This is a genomic window from Bacillus sp. 166amftsu (assembly GCF_900107445.1).
Lineage (GTDB): Bacteria > Bacillota > Bacilli > Bacillales > Bacillaceae_G > Bacillus_A > Bacillus_A arachidis.
Genome location: NZ_FNQA01000001.1, coordinates 117593 through 136129 on the forward strand (window position 1 = coordinate 117593; position 18537 = coordinate 136129).

At 34.7% G+C, this 18537-nt stretch carries 16 protein-coding genes; 10 read left to right on the top strand and 6 right to left on the bottom strand.

Annotated elements, in window-relative coordinates:
• Position 1 precedes the first annotated feature (1 nt).
• Complete coding sequence (locus tag BLV40_RS00695) at positions 2 to 523, top strand: methylated-DNA--[protein]-cysteine S-methyltransferase (protein ID WP_090687030.1); 522 nt, start codon at positions 2 to 4, stop codon at positions 521 to 523.
• Between the two features lie 10 nt (positions 524 to 533).
• Positions 534 to 1637: a DNA-3-methyladenine glycosylase family protein gene (locus BLV40_RS00700; RefSeq protein WP_090687031.1), complete on the top strand. Its 1104-nt coding sequence runs from the start codon at positions 534 to 536 to the stop codon at positions 1635 to 1637.
• A 193-nt stretch (positions 1638 to 1830) separates the two neighbouring features.
• On the opposite strand, the gene pepT is transcribed toward BLV40_RS00700, so the two are convergent.
• Together pepT and BLV40_RS00710 are read right to left on the bottom strand one after the other, a co-directional pair.
• Positions 1831 to 3063: a peptidase T gene (gene pepT, locus BLV40_RS00705; protein WP_090687033.1), complete on the bottom strand. Its 1233-nt coding sequence runs from the start codon at positions 3061 to 3063 to the stop codon at positions 1831 to 1833.
• Positions 3064 to 3311: 248 nt separating this feature from the next.
• On the bottom strand, positions 3312 to 3701 hold the full coding sequence (locus BLV40_RS00710) for a VOC family protein (RefSeq protein ID WP_090687035.1): 390 nt from the start codon (positions 3699 to 3701) through the stop codon (positions 3312 to 3314).
• A 220-nt stretch (positions 3702 to 3921) separates the two neighbouring features.
• Here BLV40_RS00710 and BLV40_RS00715 point away from each other — a divergent pair, with 220 nt between their 5' ends.
• Both BLV40_RS00715 and BLV40_RS29015 read left to right on the top strand, forming a co-directional pair.
• Complete coding sequence (locus BLV40_RS00715; protein ID WP_090687037.1) at positions 3922 to 5118, top strand: DUF2515 domain-containing protein; 1197 nt, start codon at positions 3922 to 3924, stop codon at positions 5116 to 5118.
• Positions 5015 to 5497: a CBO0543 family protein gene (locus tag BLV40_RS29015; RefSeq protein WP_231503890.1), complete on the top strand. Its 483-nt coding sequence runs from the start codon at positions 5015 to 5017 to the stop codon at positions 5495 to 5497. Before BLV40_RS00715 ends, BLV40_RS29015 begins: the two co-directional genes overlap by 104 nt.
• Before the next feature lie 363 nt (positions 5498 to 5860).
• Here the strand turns inward: BLV40_RS29015 and BLV40_RS00725 are convergent, their stop codons facing one another.
• Both BLV40_RS00725 and BLV40_RS00730 read right to left on the bottom strand, forming a co-directional pair.
• A complete protein-coding gene (locus BLV40_RS00725; protein WP_090687039.1) occupies positions 5861 to 6052 on the bottom strand; it encodes a hypothetical protein in 192 nt (63 codons plus the stop codon).
• 382 nt (positions 6053 to 6434) lie between these two features.
• Positions 6435 to 7826, bottom strand: coding sequence for an amino acid permease (locus tag BLV40_RS00730; RefSeq protein WP_026590401.1), 1392 nt, complete (start codon positions 7824 to 7826; stop codon positions 6435 to 6437).
• Between the two features lie 652 nt (positions 7827 to 8478).
• Here BLV40_RS00730 and BLV40_RS00740 point away from each other — a divergent pair.
• The 6 genes from BLV40_RS00740 (at position 8479) to BLV40_RS00765 (ending at position 13449) form a co-directional block, all read left to right on the top strand.
• Positions 8479 to 9873 (top strand): sensor histidine kinase, encoded by a 1395-nt coding sequence (locus BLV40_RS00740; RefSeq protein ID WP_090687041.1) that lies wholly within the window; start codon positions 8479 to 8481, stop codon positions 9871 to 9873.
• Between the two features lie 241 nt (positions 9874 to 10114).
• Entirely contained in the window at positions 10115 to 11179 is a 1065-nt protein-coding gene (locus BLV40_RS00745; RefSeq protein WP_090687043.1) for an ABC transporter permease, read from the top strand.
• A complete protein-coding gene (locus BLV40_RS00750) occupies positions 11179 to 11892 on the top strand; it encodes an ABC transporter ATP-binding protein (RefSeq protein ID WP_090687045.1) in 714 nt (237 codons plus the stop codon). The genes BLV40_RS00745 and BLV40_RS00750 overlap by 1 nt, the downstream gene beginning before the upstream one ends.
• A gap of 233 nt (positions 11893 to 12125) precedes the next feature.
• Positions 12126 to 12497, top strand: a complete 372-nt coding sequence (locus tag BLV40_RS00755) for an HsmA family protein (protein ID WP_090687047.1) — start codon at positions 12126 to 12128, stop codon at positions 12495 to 12497.
• 57 nt (positions 12498 to 12554) lie between these two features.
• Positions 12555 to 12953, top strand: a complete 399-nt coding sequence (locus BLV40_RS00760; protein WP_090687049.1) for a DUF2871 domain-containing protein — start codon at positions 12555 to 12557, stop codon at positions 12951 to 12953.
• Between the two features lie 13 nt (positions 12954 to 12966).
• Positions 12967 to 13449, top strand: a complete 483-nt coding sequence (locus BLV40_RS00765) for a CcdC family protein (protein WP_090687051.1) — start codon at positions 12967 to 12969, stop codon at positions 13447 to 13449.
• Positions 13450 to 13774: 325 nt separating this feature from the next.
• Here BLV40_RS00765 and mutL read toward each other — a convergent pair whose 3' ends face one another.
• Both mutL and mutS read right to left on the bottom strand, forming a co-directional pair.
• A complete protein-coding gene (gene mutL, locus BLV40_RS00770) occupies positions 13775 to 15718 on the bottom strand; it encodes a DNA mismatch repair endonuclease MutL (protein WP_026590394.1) in 1944 nt (647 codons plus the stop codon).
• 8 nt (positions 15719 to 15726) lie between these two features.
• Positions 15727 to 18396 carry a DNA mismatch repair protein MutS gene (gene mutS, locus BLV40_RS00775; RefSeq protein ID WP_026590393.1) on the bottom strand — a complete coding sequence of 890 codons (2670 nt, stop codon included), beginning with the start codon at positions 18394 to 18396 and terminating at the stop codon, positions 15727 to 15729.
• Positions 18397 to 18537 lie beyond the last annotated feature (141 nt).

Genomic DNA, 18537 nt, shown 5'->3' on the forward strand with positions numbered 1-18537 from the left:
CATGGCATCTAAAACCAAACAAACTATATATTGGACGTTATTTATTCATGAAAACTGGCATATGTATATTGCCGCAACATCAACTGGACTATGCTTTGTAGGGTCTCAGCATCAAACTTTGGAAGAGTTAACAACTTGGACGAAAAAACGGTTTCCGAAACATACTCTCGTTCAAGACACCTTAAAGCTACAACCATATATCCAAGAACTAACAGAGTACCTAGACAAAAAACGTGAAGTATTTACATGTCCCATTGATATTCACGGAACACCTTTCCAATTAGCTGTTTGGAATACATTACGTGAAATTCCTTATGGAAAAACCTATTCCTACTCAGATATTGCAGAGCTTATTCAAAAACCAAAATCAGTACGCGCTGTAGGCACCGCAATTGGAGCCAATCCTTTACTTATTACAATCCCTTGCCATCGTGTGATTGGAAAGAATGGGAAACTATCTGGCTTTAGAGGTGGATTAGCAATGAAAAAAGAATTGTTAACCTTAGAAAAAATATTATTGTAGGTGGTTGAAAATGAAGAATGTTACAATTCCTCTTGAATGGGATGCCCCTTATTTTATAGGCAACGAAACAATAAAAAACTACTGTTTCCCTTGGTGCGAACAAAAACCGTCCCCAAGAAACAATCGCAAATTTAAATTTAGAAAAGAAGCTGAACAAACTGGTTATCTGCCTTGTAGAAATTGTTGTCCTGGGCTTCCATATAGAGCATGGCAAGACGATGAGGAAAGCATAACAGTAATTGTTCCAAAAGAATTTAGCTTTGAACAAAATTTGCACTATCTTTCACGCTCCAAAAATGAATGTATGTTTCACATTGAAAATAACAAAATTTATAGAGTTGTTCCGATTGAGGGAGAAAACCCGTTAATCGAAATAAGTGTAAATGATGAGGGAAACATCCATGTTCGCTTTTTAGGCGATGGGATACCACCTGAAAAATGGGTTCGTGCTGCAGTGGCGAGGTATGTAAGAGAATGGTTTGATTTAGATACAGATTTAATCCCATTTTATGATTTAGCAGAAAATGATGTACTTCTGTCTAAACCAATCAACGAATATTATGGGCTTCGTAATATGGGAATTCCTGATTTATTTGAGGCACTCTGTTGGGGGATTCTTGGTCAACAAATCAATCTTGGGTTTGCCTATGCATTAAAAAGACGCTTTGTTGAATCCTTCGGCGAATATATCGAATGGGATGGACGTAAATATTGGATATTTCCAACACAAGAGGTTATCGCCAACCTAGCAGTAGAAGATCTAACAGAATTAAAAATAACCCTCAGAAAATGTGAATATCTTATTGGTGTCGCAAAACTCATGACACAAGGTTCCCTAAGTAAAGAATTGTTCATAAAAAGCGACCTAAAAAATGCTGAGAGAACATTACTCAACATACGTGGTATTGGACCATGGACAGCAAATTATGTTTTAATGCGTTGTCTAAGATTCCCGTCTGCTTTTCCAATTGATGATGTTGGCCTACAAAATGTGATTAAACTTTTAACAGAATCAGATCAAAAACCAACAAAAGACGAAATAAAAGAGTATGCTTCAGCATGGAAAAATTGGGAATCCTATGCAACCTTTTATTTATGGCGAGTCCTGTATTAAATTTTTCAGCACAACAATAGATAGGTTCATATTATAGATGAAATTTATTCTTATTTATAACGAAACTCCCTTTCCTTAAAATACCTTATGTATTCCACATATAGACAAGTACATCATCAATATACCAAAAACTCACAATTGAGAAGTGACAAACGGAAGAAATCCGGGTAGCTCCTATTACCCGGATTTCTTTTTATGCCTGCTCTTCAAATAATCGTGCTATTTCTATAATAACCTGAACAGCCTTTTCCATATTATCTACAGAAACGTATTCAAATTTACCGTGATAGTTTTCACCACCAGTAAAAATGTTTGGGGTTGGCAAGCCCATATATGATAATTGTGATCCATCCGTTCCCCCACGAATTGGTTGAATATTTGGTTCAATATCAAGTTTTTTCATCGCCTCATACGCAATATCAACAATTTCTCTGACCGGTTCAATTTTCTCAAGCATATTATAGTACTGATCATTCATCTCAAGAATAATATTTTCCTCACCATACTTCTCTTGCATCTGCTTCGTAATATTCGTAATTTTTTCTTTACGAGCCTCAAAGTTTTCACGTTCAAAATCTCGAATGATGTAATGGGATTTACTTTGCTCCACATCACCATTTACAGAAATGAGATGATAGAAACCTTCATATCCCTCTGTATATTCTGGCGCTTCTTCTACTGGTAATTGCGCATGAAACTCCATCGCTAACTTACTTGCATTGAGCATTTTATTTTTTGCCGTTCCAGGGTGCGTATTATTTCCTTTAAAAATAAGTTTTGCACCTGCAGCATTGAAGCTCTCATACTCCAATCCTCCAAGTGGACCTCCGTCCATTGTATAAGCGAAAGATGCTCCAAAAGCCTTCACATCAAAGTGAGATGGTCCACGACCGATTTCTTCATCAGGCGTAAATGCCACTCTAATCTTTCCATGTTTAACTTGTGGGTTATGTAATAAATAATTCATAGCAGTCATAATTTCTGTAAGGCCAGCTTTATCATCAGCACCAAGAAGCGTTGTTCCATCGGTCGTAATTATAGTGTGACCTTTATATGATGGTAATTCTGGAAATTGTTCTGGATTTAAAATAACATTCAATTCCTTATTCAATGTGATTGCCTTACCATCAAAATTCTCATGAATTTGTGGTTTCACATTCTTCCCTGTAAAATCAGTTGCTGTATCTAAATGAGCTAAAAAACCAATTACAGGAACATTTTTATCTGTATTAGCTGGAAGTGTTGCCATAACATAACCGTTTTCATCCATCGTTACTTCCGTCAAACCAATTTGTTTTAATTCTTCAACTAGTAATTTCCCAAACTCAATTTGCCCCGGTGTTGATGGTACTGTATGACTTTCTTCATTCGATTGTGTATCTATCTTCACATATCTAGTAAATCTTTCTATAAGCTCTTGTCTCAACTTATTTCACTCCTTTTTCATAAATCTCTCTTTATTATAATCCTCAAGACAAAATATTTTAAAGTTTTTGACTGTAACTAAATTATTATTTCTGTCACATTTCGTATGTTGTCTCCATTGAAAAACACATGCTCTTCCTTAGTTAAAGCATAAAAATGTAAGAGTCTATTTTGAAAACAATACCATCAAAGTAGACTCCTATTATATTTAGATTATTATTAACAGAAACTTGGAACAAACAACTACTTTTATTTCTCTATATGCATAAGTACAATTCTCCATCCATCAGGATCTTCTATCGTAATCCCCTTTTCTTTCCAGTATGGATTTTCTGGTTCAACTTCATAGTGCCCCATTGCACGTAACCTATTATTTACTTTTTCAATTTCACCTTTATCCGGTATATAAAATACAAGTAAATTGTCTTTTGTTGGAGCTGGACATGGGCTGCCATTTATATGCCTCGTAAATTCTAAATGATATTCTAAATCAGGTAATCCAAACATAACCCCATCGTATCCTTCATGATTATGAAACTCACCGATACGTTTTAAACCTAAACCTTCTTCATAAAATGCAATAACTTCTTCAAATTTATCTGTCGGCCGCGCAATTCTAAACTTGACCCAGTTCTTCATACTTTTCTCTCCCTATAAAATCTCTTTATATTCTTATTTTTAATATAAGTGAATTCAATGTTCATTACATCCCCCATTAGTACGAAGATAAGCGAATATATAAAATGCAAATTACTTGAAATACAGAGTACTACACATTAATTTAGACTTTGCGTAATAAAATAGTAATAACCATTCTATCAAACTACTTTTTAAATCCATGTTAATGGGAGGAACTGGTATGTATAAAAACGATCGAGAAAGAAAATGGAACGGTCCTTCCAAAGCCAAAGCAATCCCACTTTCTCTTTTAGAAGTAAAAAATGAGCTGAAGAAAAAAAGTAAACTCAAACAAATTCCTATTAAAACATGTAAATTAACAAAAGAAGAGAAAATACTAATTCGTGAAATTAAAGAGCGAACAACACAACTAAACAAAAATAATGTGACGAGAACACGCGCTTATTATCAGTTTTACCTTCATCATCCTGAGATACACTGGGCTCTCCTTGGACATATGGTATCGCGTAATGGTGGTTGGAATATGACAGATTTAAAAGGAGATTTATACACAAAACTATTATCGAAAAAAGATCAACTTACCTATTTCTCTTTTTTAGAGCGGGGAAACTGGTTAATCTTCCAAGATGTGTATCCACAATTTTTACTATATGAACAAAGTCTCAATAGATCTAAAACTCTCTTTTACCTTCTTCCCTATCTCAATGTCTCAACGTTTATGGAAACGATGTGGAACCATTTTTGGAAAACGGACAATCGCTATACATTAACTATAGCAATGATTATTAACGAACAAAGCTATTTAGAAAAAAGAGTCATTCAAAATGACCACTTTAAAAAGACCGTACTAAATAGCGTTGGCTTTCAACTCTTTGATTTCTTCCATTTTAATCATATCCTTTTTCCATACTATGAGGATGAGACCAAACAAAAAACATCGCTATTTGGTGTTACAATGAAGCACTTCACCTCCTTACATGAACGGATTTTACTAGGCAAACGTTTGTACTCATTATTGTTTCGTAATGAGAAAACCTTATCCAAAGTAATAAATTGGGCTCATGATCATCCGCATACTGCTTCACGAAAAGACTACTGGCCCCATTTATTTTCTGATGTAAATGAATCATTTTCTCGGGAGTTTTATAAACGAAGAACAAAAAAATGTCAACTCAGAAAAGGTGCAAATCGTTTATACAGTCCTCAATTAATATATGCATGGAAAGATTTAGATCATGAAGATGCCGAGAAAGGAGACTGGTTTGAAGATTGGCATATCGTAGACTATTTCATTGAAAAGGGAGAAAATATAAATGGAAAGATCGAGGATAACTATTGCAAAACACTTGAAAAAATTGAACTTGCAATTCTTACGAAAAAAAACATCCTTCTCCGAGATGAAGAAACTGAAAAGTAATTATCTACCGTTTGTAATCACGATAATTCTTTCTTGTTTCATCGGAACATATTTAGACTTTCTATTTGTTAGCAAACAAATGTACACATTCCCAGTCAGGCCATTTCCAAATACATTTACAATTAATGTAGCTTTTACATTATTGATATTGCCAGCCTTTACCGCTTTATTCTTGCTCATAGCAAAGAAATTATCTCCATTTTCAAGAATTCTATTTATTGTTTCAATAGGTGTTTGCGCAAATATATCAGAGCAGATTGCTGAAAATGTAGGATTATTCACCCATAGTAAGAACTGGCATCATTCGTATTCCTTGTTTGGTTATATGCTTTTCCTGTTCTTCATATGGAATTTTTATCGATGGTTAAAAACGAAATGACGATATTACAATATAGAAAATTACATATTATTAATTAACCTGCGAGATTACTGTTCGTTCTAATTCCCTCCCTTATCAGCAGTTTTATTATCGATTGAATTAGAATTAAGATGTTAATCTTTTTGAGTTATACACTAAGTATTTCCCTGTTTGAATTTAGCATAGTTTTCCCTGTTCATTCCCAACTATGAATATATTTACTCATTCTACAATGTGAATAGTGGTAACTATACATATATACAAATTGAATGCTCACTATTATAGGAATCGAGCTTCTTTAGGTTAAAGAATGATGACTCTCAATCTTTGTAAAAATACACATTCCATTTCATTTAGGCTACCTACTTATCGAAAATTGAAAGACTACAAAACAGTAACCGCATACCACTTAACTCCTATGAGAAGACTTAAAACTAGGACGATATAAATAGCAGACAAGTTCGTCACATTCTGCTTCGTGGACTGACCGTAATGATCTTCCGCGTTTCTTGCAACTAACATTGTTCCTAAAAGTGATACAATTATAATAATAACTAATGAAATTGCAAATTCCATTGGCTTTCTCTCCTCTAAAACCAGTCTATTTGAACAGAAAATTGAACCGTTCAACTTAAAAAATTTTATATTTTTGGATGAGAACATAACCAAGATCCTTAAAGCATACTACCTTTCTCTATTATAATAAGGGATGTTTATTCAAGAAGGACCTTCCACTTCTACAATTTTTTGCTCATCCACTTTACAAGTGAAAACTGGTATCTCTCAGTAATTGCTATCACTAAAAAAATTAAAAAAACAATACAAAAAAGCAAACAACCTAATGAGTCTTTCTCATCGGTTGTTTGCTTGATATGAGCTCTCAAATACATTTAAGCTATTCCTATATCAAAAATTTTTAATGTCATTAATAAGAGCACTGCTTACCAAAAGACGCGAATTAACGGTTAATAACTTCATTCTCTGTCTGAACATCAACTGGAACACGTTTTCCTATTCCAAAAGCATAAAAACTAATGACAACGATTGCTAAGAAAACGATACCTACAATAAGTGAAATTCGTGTATCTTCATTGAACCACATACCGATTAATACCATAATTAAAAAGGCAATCGTTAAATAATTTGTAACAGGCGCAAAAGGCATTTTGAACGGATGATTTTCCATTTCAGCTCCTTTTGCTTTTCTGAATCGAATTTGACTAATCAGGATGACAAACCACGGAACCATACCAGGAAGTACACTCGCGCTGTATACATACACGAATAAGTTTTTTGGTGCAATATAACTTAAAACAACGCCAACTGCTAAACCAATTAACACACCAACCGTACCAAATAAAGGTACACCGTTACGGGAAATTTTCGCAAAGTATTTTGGCGCTTGTCCATTCACCCCTAATGTATAAAGCATACGTCCTGCACTGTAAATACCACTGTTACAGCCAGACATTGCAGCTGTGATTACGACAAAGTTAATTAGTCCAGCTGCTGCTGTAATCCCAACTTTCGCAAAAGTTGCCACAAACGGGCTACCAATTGAATTTAGTTGATCCCAAGGATAAACAGTTACAATAACAAAAATTGCACCAATATAGAAGATTAAAATACGCCAAATCGTACTTTGAATTGCTTTTGTTAACGTTTTTTTCGGATCTTTTGCTTCGCCAGCTGTAATCCCAATTAATTCGACACCTTGATAAGCCCCAACCACTAGTGATAAAGCAAAGAAGAATCCTGACCAGCCACCTGTAAAGAAGCCGCCATTTTCCCAAAGATTAGATAACCCAATTGCATTCCCTCCGTTACCCAATCCGAAGAAAATAAGTCCAAACCCTGCAATAATCATTAACATAATGGTAACGATTTTAATCATTGCAAACCAAAATTCAAACTCACCAAATGATTTAACAGAAATTAAATTCGCCGCACCAAGAATCACCATTGTGATGATACCTGGCACCCAAGCAGGTAGATCTGGGAACCAGTACTGCATGTATGCCCCAACCGCTATAATTTCTGACATTCCAACAATTACCCACTGAAACCAGTTACTCCACGCCGTCATATACCCTGCTAATGGATGTATATACTTATGGCCAAATGTCGCAAATGAACCTGTTCCCGGCTCTACATACAACATTTCTCCCATCGCACGCATAATAAAAAATATAAAAATTCCAGCAATTGCATAAGCAAGCATTACCGATGGGCCTGTCCATTGAATCGTGCTGGCCGATCCCATAAATAAACCAACACCAATTGTGCCACCCAAGGCAATCATTTGAATGTGACGCGCTTCTAATCCCCTTTTTAGTTCTTTATTTGCCACTCCATTTCCTCCTCATCCACTATTCATAAGCGAGATACAATACTACAATTCCTATTAAGTAAAAAATAATAAGCAAGCGTCACTTTTTTTCTCTCTCTGAAAAGCTGCCCCTAAAATCCTTTTACTCCCCTTCGATCATTCGCAATAATCAGAAAAATAAACCCATCTTCCTTTCATCATAAAATTACAAAATTACTTATTTTATAATAATTTATCTTTCTGAGAAATACAATTATTTTTTGAAAAATTATTATATACAAATTATTAGAAAATAATAACTATATTGGTAATTTAAAACAAAACTACAACCCCAAAAAAATCATATCATTCACATTACAAATGAACTAAAAAACTTAATTGTAATAACATGTTCATCTTCTGTTCATAAACATTTCTTATTCTACAAAAGTGAAAGGAGGAACACTCATACTTATTACATTTTTGACTTTGTTGGATTTTTCAATCTCTTATATCATTTGTAGCCATCATTTTTATAAAGTGAAACTTCCATCAGTTGGATTTTTCCCCTTATCCCCTACTGTTCAGTCACATGCCAGCAGTCAACTCCCTCCTATCTTCTGTGTTTTCTCAAAATCTTGATACGGAGGACTTACTTTCAAAAAATAGAACGATAAATTAGAGGTGAAAAAATATGCGCTCGTTATATTCTAGATTTGTTATCATATCAGTTTTTATTATGCTGGTTAGTAGTATATTGGCATTTCTACTTACAAATGTATATTATCATGTTTATTTAAAGCCATATAACAGCGAGAAAATTTTAAAATATGCACAAGAAGTAAAATATTTATATGAGAAAAATACAGAACAAAATAAAGATGATTATTTACAGTCTATTTCTAACCTTGGCTTTGAAGTCTACTTAGTAGACGATAAAAAACAAGGCAAGCGGTACAGTGATAATTTCAAGAAAATGAATATTAGCGAAGAGACACTTGAACATGTATTAAAAGGAAATATATACAATGGAATTGCAACGTACCCGAATCGTTTATTTGCTACTGGCTTTTTTGATAATACACTTTTAAATAGTATTGGGATTCCTATCGAAAACAATGGTAAGGGTTATGCGCTATTTATTCGTCCGGATATTCAACATCAATTTGGAGAATTACGTATTTTCTATGCTGTTTTATTAGGGCTGATTATTATAATTAGTCTAATTTGTATCGCGGTAGCTACACGCTTTGTCGTTCGCCCTATTCAAAGATTTACACATGCGACAAAAGAGGTTGCAAGTGGTAACTATGATTTAGCACTACCAGAAAATCGCAAAGACGAACTTGGTACACTTGCAACTAGCTTTCGCAAGATGGCCCAAAAATTGCAGAATGTAGATCGGATGCGACAAGAATTTGTTTCGAATGTTTCACATGAATTTCAGTCTCCTCTCTCATCTATTCAGGGATTTTCCAAGACATTACAAACAAATGATTTAACGGTAGCGGAACAGAAACATTACTTAGGAATCATTGAATCAGAAAGTCGCCGATTGTCCAGTTTATGTAAACAATTATTAATGCTAGCTTCACTTGATAAACAAGATCTTACTTTACTTAAACAGCCTTTTAATCTAGGAAAGCAAATAAGAGATATTATTTTTATGCTTGAGTGGGAATGGAGAACAAAAGATCTTGCAGTTGAAATGGATGTTCCTAACATGCAAATTTACGGAGATGAAAACTTGCTCTATCAAGTATGGACCAACTTGTTTACCAATAGTATTAAATTTACAGAAAGTGCTGGGACAATTTCATTTGAAGCGGAAGAGCTAGACACAGAATGGCATATTTCGATTACTGATATGGGTATTGGTATACCCGAGAATGAAGTGAAAAAAATATTTGATCGATTTCATAAAGTTGATACTGCCCGAAATAGAAAAATAAATGGCAGCGGATTAGGTCTTTCTATTGTAAAAAAAGTGATTGACCTTCATGAAGGAGCAATAACCGTTGATAGTGAGCTTGGAAAAGGAACGACCTTCTCTATTTACCTTCCGAAACAACAAGAAGGAACTATATAAATCCATTTTAATTATTTCAACATATAAGTCGTTGCTATGTAGAATAAAAAGCTTTCTCTCTGACCGCTTCTATGCGTGGCCAGATGCTCTTGCTCACCTAAAAAAAGGGGGGGATGTCGTTACTTCAGTTTGTATTTATATATAAATTGTAGACTCTTCTTTTGTAACCTGTTGTTCATATTCCGTTCATATTTCCTCTTTATGATAAGAACATAGAACAAAACAAGGAGGAACGAACCTAATGTTTTTAGCACTTAAAGAATTAAAACAATCGAAATTACGATACGGATTAATTGGTACAATCATGATGTTATTATCATTTCTTGTACTTATTATATCAGGTCTAGCAAATGGTTTATCACATGCTAATGCTTCTTCTTTTATCGAAATGAAAGCAGACAAGTTTATAGTATCAGATGATATAGATGGTAAATTATTACGCTCCCAAATCAAGAAAGAAGATGTAGATAAAGTATTAGCACAGGTTGATGCAAAAGATGCTGTTCCGATGCATATTAAAGTGGCGACATTTGAAAAAGAAGGAAACTCAAATAAAGTTGATGTTGCCATTTTCTCAAGTAAACAAGATTCATTCATTGCCCCAAAAGTTATTGAAGGAAAAAACGGTACGTTAGAAAACAATGAAGTTGTTGTTGATGAATCTATCAAGCAAAAAGGGATCAAACTTGGAGATGAGCTAGTAGAACCTATTTCTAAAAAGACTTTCAAAGTTGTCGGATTCTCGCAAAATCAAATGTTTAGTCATTCACCTGTTGTTCATATGAATGAAAATGCATGGGATGCTATTGCACTTCCACATCAAAAAGATTACAGTGTAATTGCTCTAAATACTGATAAAAAAATCGACAATGCAAAAGTTATTGATAAAAAAGAAGTATTACAAAGTATTCCAGGTTATAAAGAAGAACAAGGAACATTAACGATGATTATTGGGTTTTTACTTGCAATTTCAGCATTGTTAATTGGTGTTTTCTTCTATGTCATTACATTACAAAAAACACATCAATTAGGTGTATTAAAAGCAATCGGAACAAAAAACTCATATTTAGCAAAAACTTTAGTTGTACAATCTATATTCTTAACTGGCGTTGCTCTTATCATCGGCATTGGCCTAATCTTTGCTGTAGAAGCTATTCTACCAGCTAGTATGCCGTTCTTATTAACAACAACAACAATCTTGCAATATATAGGTGTCTTTATCTTAATTAGTATACTGGGTACACTAATTTCTCTATATCAAGTATTGAAAGTAGATGCATTAGAAGCAATCGGAGGTGGCATGTAATGGTAACAGAATTAAAATGGGATAACTCATCGTCATTATTAAAGTTGGATCAAGTAAGTAAAGTATATGGCGATGGAGATACAGAAGTAACTGCTCTGCACCCAATTACATTAGATGTAAAAGAAGGCGAATTTATCGGTATTGTTGGTCCATCTGGTTCAGGAAAAAGTACATTGCTTTCCATTGCAGGGGCACTTTTATCTCCTTCAAAAGGAAATATCTATGTTTCTGGTCAAAACATAACAAGTTTATCAGAAAAAGAAATGACCGATATTCGTTTAAGAAAAATTGGATTTATATTTCAATTTGCAAACCTCGTACCTTTCTTAACAGTGAAAGAGCAACTCTTATATATCGCTAAGTTAAAGGGAGAAGATAAAAAAGAAGCTGGTAAATTGGCAGAACAATTACTGAACACTTTTGGATTATCACATCGAATGAATCATTATCCAAACCAACTTTCAGGTGGGGAAAAACAGCGGGTAGCCATTGCTCGTGCATTTATGAATAATCCAGATTTAATTTTAGCTGATGAACCTACTGCTAGTCTTGACTCAAAACGTGCTAGAGAAGTAGTTGAACGAATGAAAGATGAAGTTAAGAAAAATAAAAAAGCAGCGATTATGATTACACACGATGAAAAAATGCTTGATGTATGTGATCGAATTTTAACACTTCGCGATGGAAAATTACTACGAGAAAACGAAGTGTAAGAAAACATGTACAATAACAGTAGTCTAAAAAACTTTCTTATCCCTAGTCAAATAGGAAATAAGAAAGTTTTTTTCATTAACAGCACATTTTAATTTTTTGTTTACATCACAATTGAATCCCAATATAATAATTCAACAAACTTCATATGTAATATTGCGTTCATATTCTATTCATAATTCTCATGTAACATATTTTATATAAGGAACATGGCAGTTAGAAAGGAATGATGAACGTGTTGGCATCTGCTATTACATGTATTACAGCTGCACTCATTTTTTATACAATTGGCGTATGGAGTGAAAAATTCCAAAAGACATTAAAACCTTGGCATGTCGTCATTTTTTGGCTCGGACTCGTATGTGATACACTCGGAACGACTTTAATGGAAAAGATGGCAGAAGCAGGATCCCTATTCAGTTTCCACGGAATCACAGGTCTAGCAGCCATTTTACTGATGTTATTCCATGCTGTTTGGGCAACAATTGTGTTAATCAAAAAAGATACAAAAATGATGACAACATTCCACAAGCTAAGTATTATCGTCTGGTTCATTTGGCTAATCCCATATATTTCTGGCCTTATATACGGAATGACAAACCACTAATAATCGCAGCCTACTATCCAAAAATAAACATTGCTAATGCTACCTAGGAGGTATATGATGAAAAAGTTATACAATGCAGCATTCACTTATTTAATTATTGGTTTATTATCAGGTGTATTTGCGAGAGAATATTCAAAAGCGCAAGGAATTCAAGGTACTACATCGTTATACAAGTTGCACACACATGTGCTAGTTCTTGGATTTTTATTCTTCTTACTCGCCTTTGCCCTATCAAAATCATTTGCATTCTATAAAGAAAAAAGTTTTAACATGTGGTTTATCCTCTATAATTTAGGATTAGTTTTAACAGTTGGTTCAATGACGGCCCGCGGACTCCTTCAACTCAATGGGGCTGATTTTAAAGGGTTAAGTCATATTGCGGGAATGTCTCATACGATCATTGGTGCCGCTCTCGTTTGGTTTATGATTCTATTAAAAAAATCGTTCAAAGGATAAAAGGAGGTCAAACATGAGCTTAGCTGTTTTATCAAGTATCATTGCTCTGTGTATGGCTGTTGGAATGATGTTTCTTCGCTTAAAATCAGCAAAGAAACCTGTAACACTTAAAAAAATTGTACTCCCTCCAATTTTTATGAGTACGGGGGCATGCATGTACTTCTTACCAGAATTTCGCTTAACATCATCTGAAATTCTCGAAGCAGTTATTGTTGGTTTATTTTTCTCTATTTTTCTTATTAAAACATCAAAATTTGAAATTCGCGGAAAAGACATCTATTTAATACCTTCTAAAGCATTTATCTTTATTTTAGTCGGTTTATTAGCTGTCCGCCTCGGTATGAAAGAATATTTAAGTCAATCAATTGATTTAGGACAATTAAGCGGTATGTTCTTCTTACTCGCTTTTGCGATGATCGTCTCTTGGAGAATTGGAATGTACCGTTCATTTATAAAATTGCAGCGGGAAATACAGTTTGTAGACAGAAGCCTTTAATGGAAAAACACATCTCTAAATAACCTGAGCCTGATACAATATCGGACTCAGGTTATTTATTTTCCTTTAAAACCGTTTATGAATGTATAGATGAGCTTCACACATACTTCCTATACATCATCTTCCTATCAATAGTACCCTTATTGTAAAAATAAACATCGCAACAAACAAAAAAGAAGCGATTTATTTTATCACTTCTTTTTCTTCACCTAATATTCCCTCGAAATAACAGACAAAAAAATCTATTATTGCATGTCCATTCCATCTTTCCTATTCACTACTTATTTTCATTGCAGTAAAGGTAATTTCCCTCAACACACCTATCCTACATCACCCGTTTAAACATCTTTTCCAGTTCATACGTCGAATGATGTACAAGGATTGGTCTACCATGTGGACATGTGTAAGGATTTGTTGTTGTGCGCAATTCTTCTAGCAAAGCAAAAATTTGATCGTTCGTTAAATATTGATTTGCTTTAATCGATGCTTTACAGCTCATCATAATGGCTGCTTCTTCACGCAGTTTTTTTATATCAACTTTTTTTAGCTTTACGACCTGCTGCATCATTTCGTCTATGATTTCTGTTTCCTGACCTTTCGGGAACCACGTTGGATGCGAACGAACAATAAAGGATTGGTGGCCGAATTGCTCTAGGAACAATCCTACCTTTTTCAATTCTTCTAATTGTTCTTCGACACGTAGGAATTCAGTAAGGGATAAATCAATACGATATGGTACAAGTAACTCCTGTACTTCTTGCCCAACTTGACCTACTTTATCACGGAAATATTCATAATTGATTCGCTCTTGCGCCGCATGTTGGTCAATCATATATAACCCTTTATCATTTTGAGCGAAAATATAAGTTCCGTGCATTTGTCCAATTGGATAAAGCGGTGGTAAATCGTTTCCGTTCATTTTAATCTCTTCGATCTCTTGAATCTCTTCTTCTAATTCCTCTAATTCAAAGTCTTCTTCACTGCTATCCCATTCTTGTTCTTCTTGAGCCTTTTCTTCAATTAGCGATTTAGAAGTTGGTTGCCAACTTTCTTCTCTTACAAGTGATTGTGGTGGCTGCCATTCTTGCTTCGGCTGTTGCCAAAGTTGCGGCGCTGGCGTTTGTTTTATTGTACTTACTTCTTGCTTCTCATCCATCCCAGTTGGTAAGACGATATTAGGCATTGGTGGTTCTTTTGGTTTTGTATGTTCAAAATGAAATTGCTCTTGTACACTTTCATCTTTTTCTTTTTTCTTCGTTGTAACACCAGCATCTGGAATGAGCTGCACTTTTTTAAACGCGTCTTGCAATGTTTTTTCAATGAGTTGCAGTAACTCCTGTTCTTTACTGAAGCGCACTTCTAACTTAGCTGGATGAACGTTAACATCTACTAACATTGGGTCCATCTCGATTGATAAGAAACCAATTGGATAGCGGCCAACTGGAAGCAATGTGTGATACCCTTGCTGAATAGCTTTCATTAATACATAATTCCGAACGTAACGACCATTTACAATCGTTGACATATAGTTACGAGATGCTCTCGTTACTTCAGGTAGCGTTACATAACCACGAATCGTAAAATCTAATGATTCTGCTTCAATTGGAATCAATTTTTTCGCAACTTGAATACTGTAAATGGCTGCAAGTACTTGTCTTACATCACCATTCCCAGAAGTGTGTAGCAGCTTCTTCTCATTATGAAACAATTTCAAAGATACTTCTGGATGGGACATCGCAATACGATATACAATGTCTGTAATATTCCCAAGCTCTGTATGAATTGTCTTCATATATTTAAGGCGCGCTGGTGTGTTAAAAAACAGGTTTTGAACCGTAATATCTGTCCCTTTACGGCTCGCTGTTTTTTCCTGCTTTATAATGTCTCCACCTTTAATAATAAGATGTGTACCTGGTGCATCTCCTGTGCTTGTGATTAACTCTAATTCACTAACAGATGCGATACTTGGCAATGCCTCACCGCGGAAGCCAAGCGTTCTGATACGAAACAGATCATTTTCATCTTTAATTTTGCTTGTTGCATGTCGTTCAAAGGCAACAATACAATCTTCCTCAACAATGCCATCTCCATTATCAATGATGCGAATTTTCGATAATCCAGCTTCTTCTAAGTGGATTTCAATAGATGTACTATTCGCATCGATGGAATTTTCGACAAGTTCTTTTACAACTGAAGCAGGGCGTTCGACTACTTCCCCTGCCGCAATTAAGTTAGAGAGTTGGTCATCGAGTTTGCGAATTTTCCCCATCTACTTACTCATCCTTTCTTTAACTTTTTTTGTAAACGATACAATTCATTTAATGCTTCTAGAGGCGTCATATCAAGTAAATCAATTTTTTTAATTTGTGTTAAGACAGCCGTTTCTTTTTGATCTAGTACAGGGTTTTCTTGTTTTTTAGGAGATTGTTCTGCCGCAAAGAACGAAAGCTGTGATTCTGCTTCTTCGTTCTTCTCTGATAGTGTCTCTACCTCTTCTTTTATTACAACTGGTTCTTGTACCTTTTCTTCTTGAATTTTGACTTCTGCACGTTTCGGAATAATGATTTCCTCTTGTCCTTCTAACTGCGCTAATACTTCTTTTGCACGAGCAATTAAACTATCTGGAAGCTCCGCAAGTTGTGCAACATGAATACCATAACTTTTATCTGCTGCACCGTCTTGAATTTTATGCAAGAAGACAACTTTTCCGTTTTCTTCAATAGCCGAAACATGTACATTTTTAAGGTGTGTTAAACTTTCTTCTAACACTGTTAATTCATGATAGTGTGTCGAGAATAGCGTCTTTGCACCAATTTGATCATGAATATGTTCAATAATTGCTTGTGCAAGTGCCATACCGTCATACGTAGATGTACCACGGCCAATTTCATCAAATAAAATTAAACTTCTTTCTGATGCATTCGCAATTGCATTTTTCGCTTCTAACATTTCAACCATAAATGTACTTTGACCTGAAATTAAATCATCTGCTGCACCAATTCTCGTAAAGATTTGATCGAAGACTGGTAATACAGCTTCTGTTGCTGGTACAAAACAACCGATTTGCGACATAACAGTAACAAGTGCTAATTGACGCATATACGTACTCTTACCAGACATGTTTGGACCTGTAATTAAAAAGACATCCATATTTTCTGGCATCACACAATCATTCGGAACATACAATTTGCCGTTCAATACTTTTTCTACAACAGGATGGCGACCATCTTTTATAAAGATTTCACGCTTATCTGTTAAAACTGGTTTTACAAATTGTTCTTCTTCACTCACTGTCGCGAAGCTTTGCAGTACATCTAGTTCACTAATAACTTTCGCTAGATGCTGTAATTTCGGAATAAATACTTTTACTTCTTCACGTAGTGAAGTAAACAAATCATATTCCAGCTGTACAATTTTTTCCTCTGCCTCTAAAATCAATGTTTCTTTTTCTTTTAATTCATCTGTAATAAAGCGTTCCGCATTTGCAAGCGTCTGTTTGCGTTCATAACGCCCTTCTGGGAGCGAAGCGAGGTTTGCCTTTGTCACTTCAATATAGTAGCCGAAAATACGGTTATAACCAATCTTTAATGATTTAATTCCTGTAATATCACGCTCACGTTTTTCAAGTTCTGCAATCCACGTTTTTCCGTTCTTACTAACATAGCGATATTGATCTAACTGGTCATTATAGCCATCTTTTATAATATCACCGTCTTTTATAGAAAGCGGTGGATTTTCTTGAATACTTCTGCCTAGTAATTCTGTTAAACTTTCACATGGATCAGCGCCTTGAATTAATCTTGCTGCGTAAGAATTGTCTAATAAACTAATCGCCTCTAAAATAGCTGGCACTTGCAGAAGTGAACGTCTTAATTGCAGTAAATCACGTGCATTTACATTACCATATGCAACTTTCCCTGCTAAACGCTCTAAATCATACACTTCTTTTAGTTTTTCTTTTAAATCTTCACGTAAGAAATAGTCATTCACAAACGTTTCAACCATTTCTAAACGTTCCTCAATCTTTTCTTTTTGTATAAGCGGGCGTTCCATCCACTGTTTTAACATACGACCGCCCATCGCTGTTTTTGTTTTATCTAATAGCCATAATAAAGAGCCCATTTTTTCTTTTGTTCGAAGTGTTTCTGTTAACTCTAAGTTACGCTTTGAATGTACATCAATTTTCATAAATTGATTTGTATAATAAATATCTACAGGCTGCAGATGATCTAATGAACGTTTTTGTGTTCTTAATACATAATTTAATAATCGTCCTACTGCTGTAACTAATTTCGTTTGGGTTACATTTCTCACAAGATGCTCTAATCCTTCAGGAACTTTCGTTTCATCTTCATAAGAGATTGTCATCTTTAATGTTTCTGTCAACTTGTTTAGCTCATCTTTTGAAAATGTGGAATCTACAACAATTTCTTTTGAACCTGTTGCGTATACTTCCAACAAGACATCTTCTACAGAACCTGTTAACAATGTTACCGTATTTTGTCCTGTTGTTAAATCATTACAAGCTAGTGCATAAGAACCATCTTCAAAATGAGTTAACGCTGCTAAGAAGTTGTTTTCTTTCTCATCAATTGTGCGCCCTTCCATCATCGTTCCTGGCGTAATCAATTGAACAACTTCACGACGTACAACACCTTTTGCTGTTTTCGGATCTTCTACTTGCTCACAAACCGCAACCTTATATCCTTTTTCAACGAGCTGTTCAATATAATTTTTTGCTGCATGATACGGTACACCACACATCGGTATACGATCACTACTCCCACCATCTCGGCTCGTTAATGTGATTTCAAGCTCGTGCGCTGCTTTAACCGCGTCTTCAAAAAACATTTCATAAAAATCACCTAATCTAAAAAATAAAAAGGCATCTTGATAGTCTGCCTTGACCTTTAAATATTGTTGTATCATCGGGGTATACTGAACCATTTGTTTCCTCCATACTTCATAAAAATGTGCTATATATTTATATGCCGCACTTCACGGACACTCTCATCTCCTCTTTTGGGAGTCTCTCTTCATTATAGCACATTTTTATCTTGAAACATGTTCATTCACATCATGTAAAAA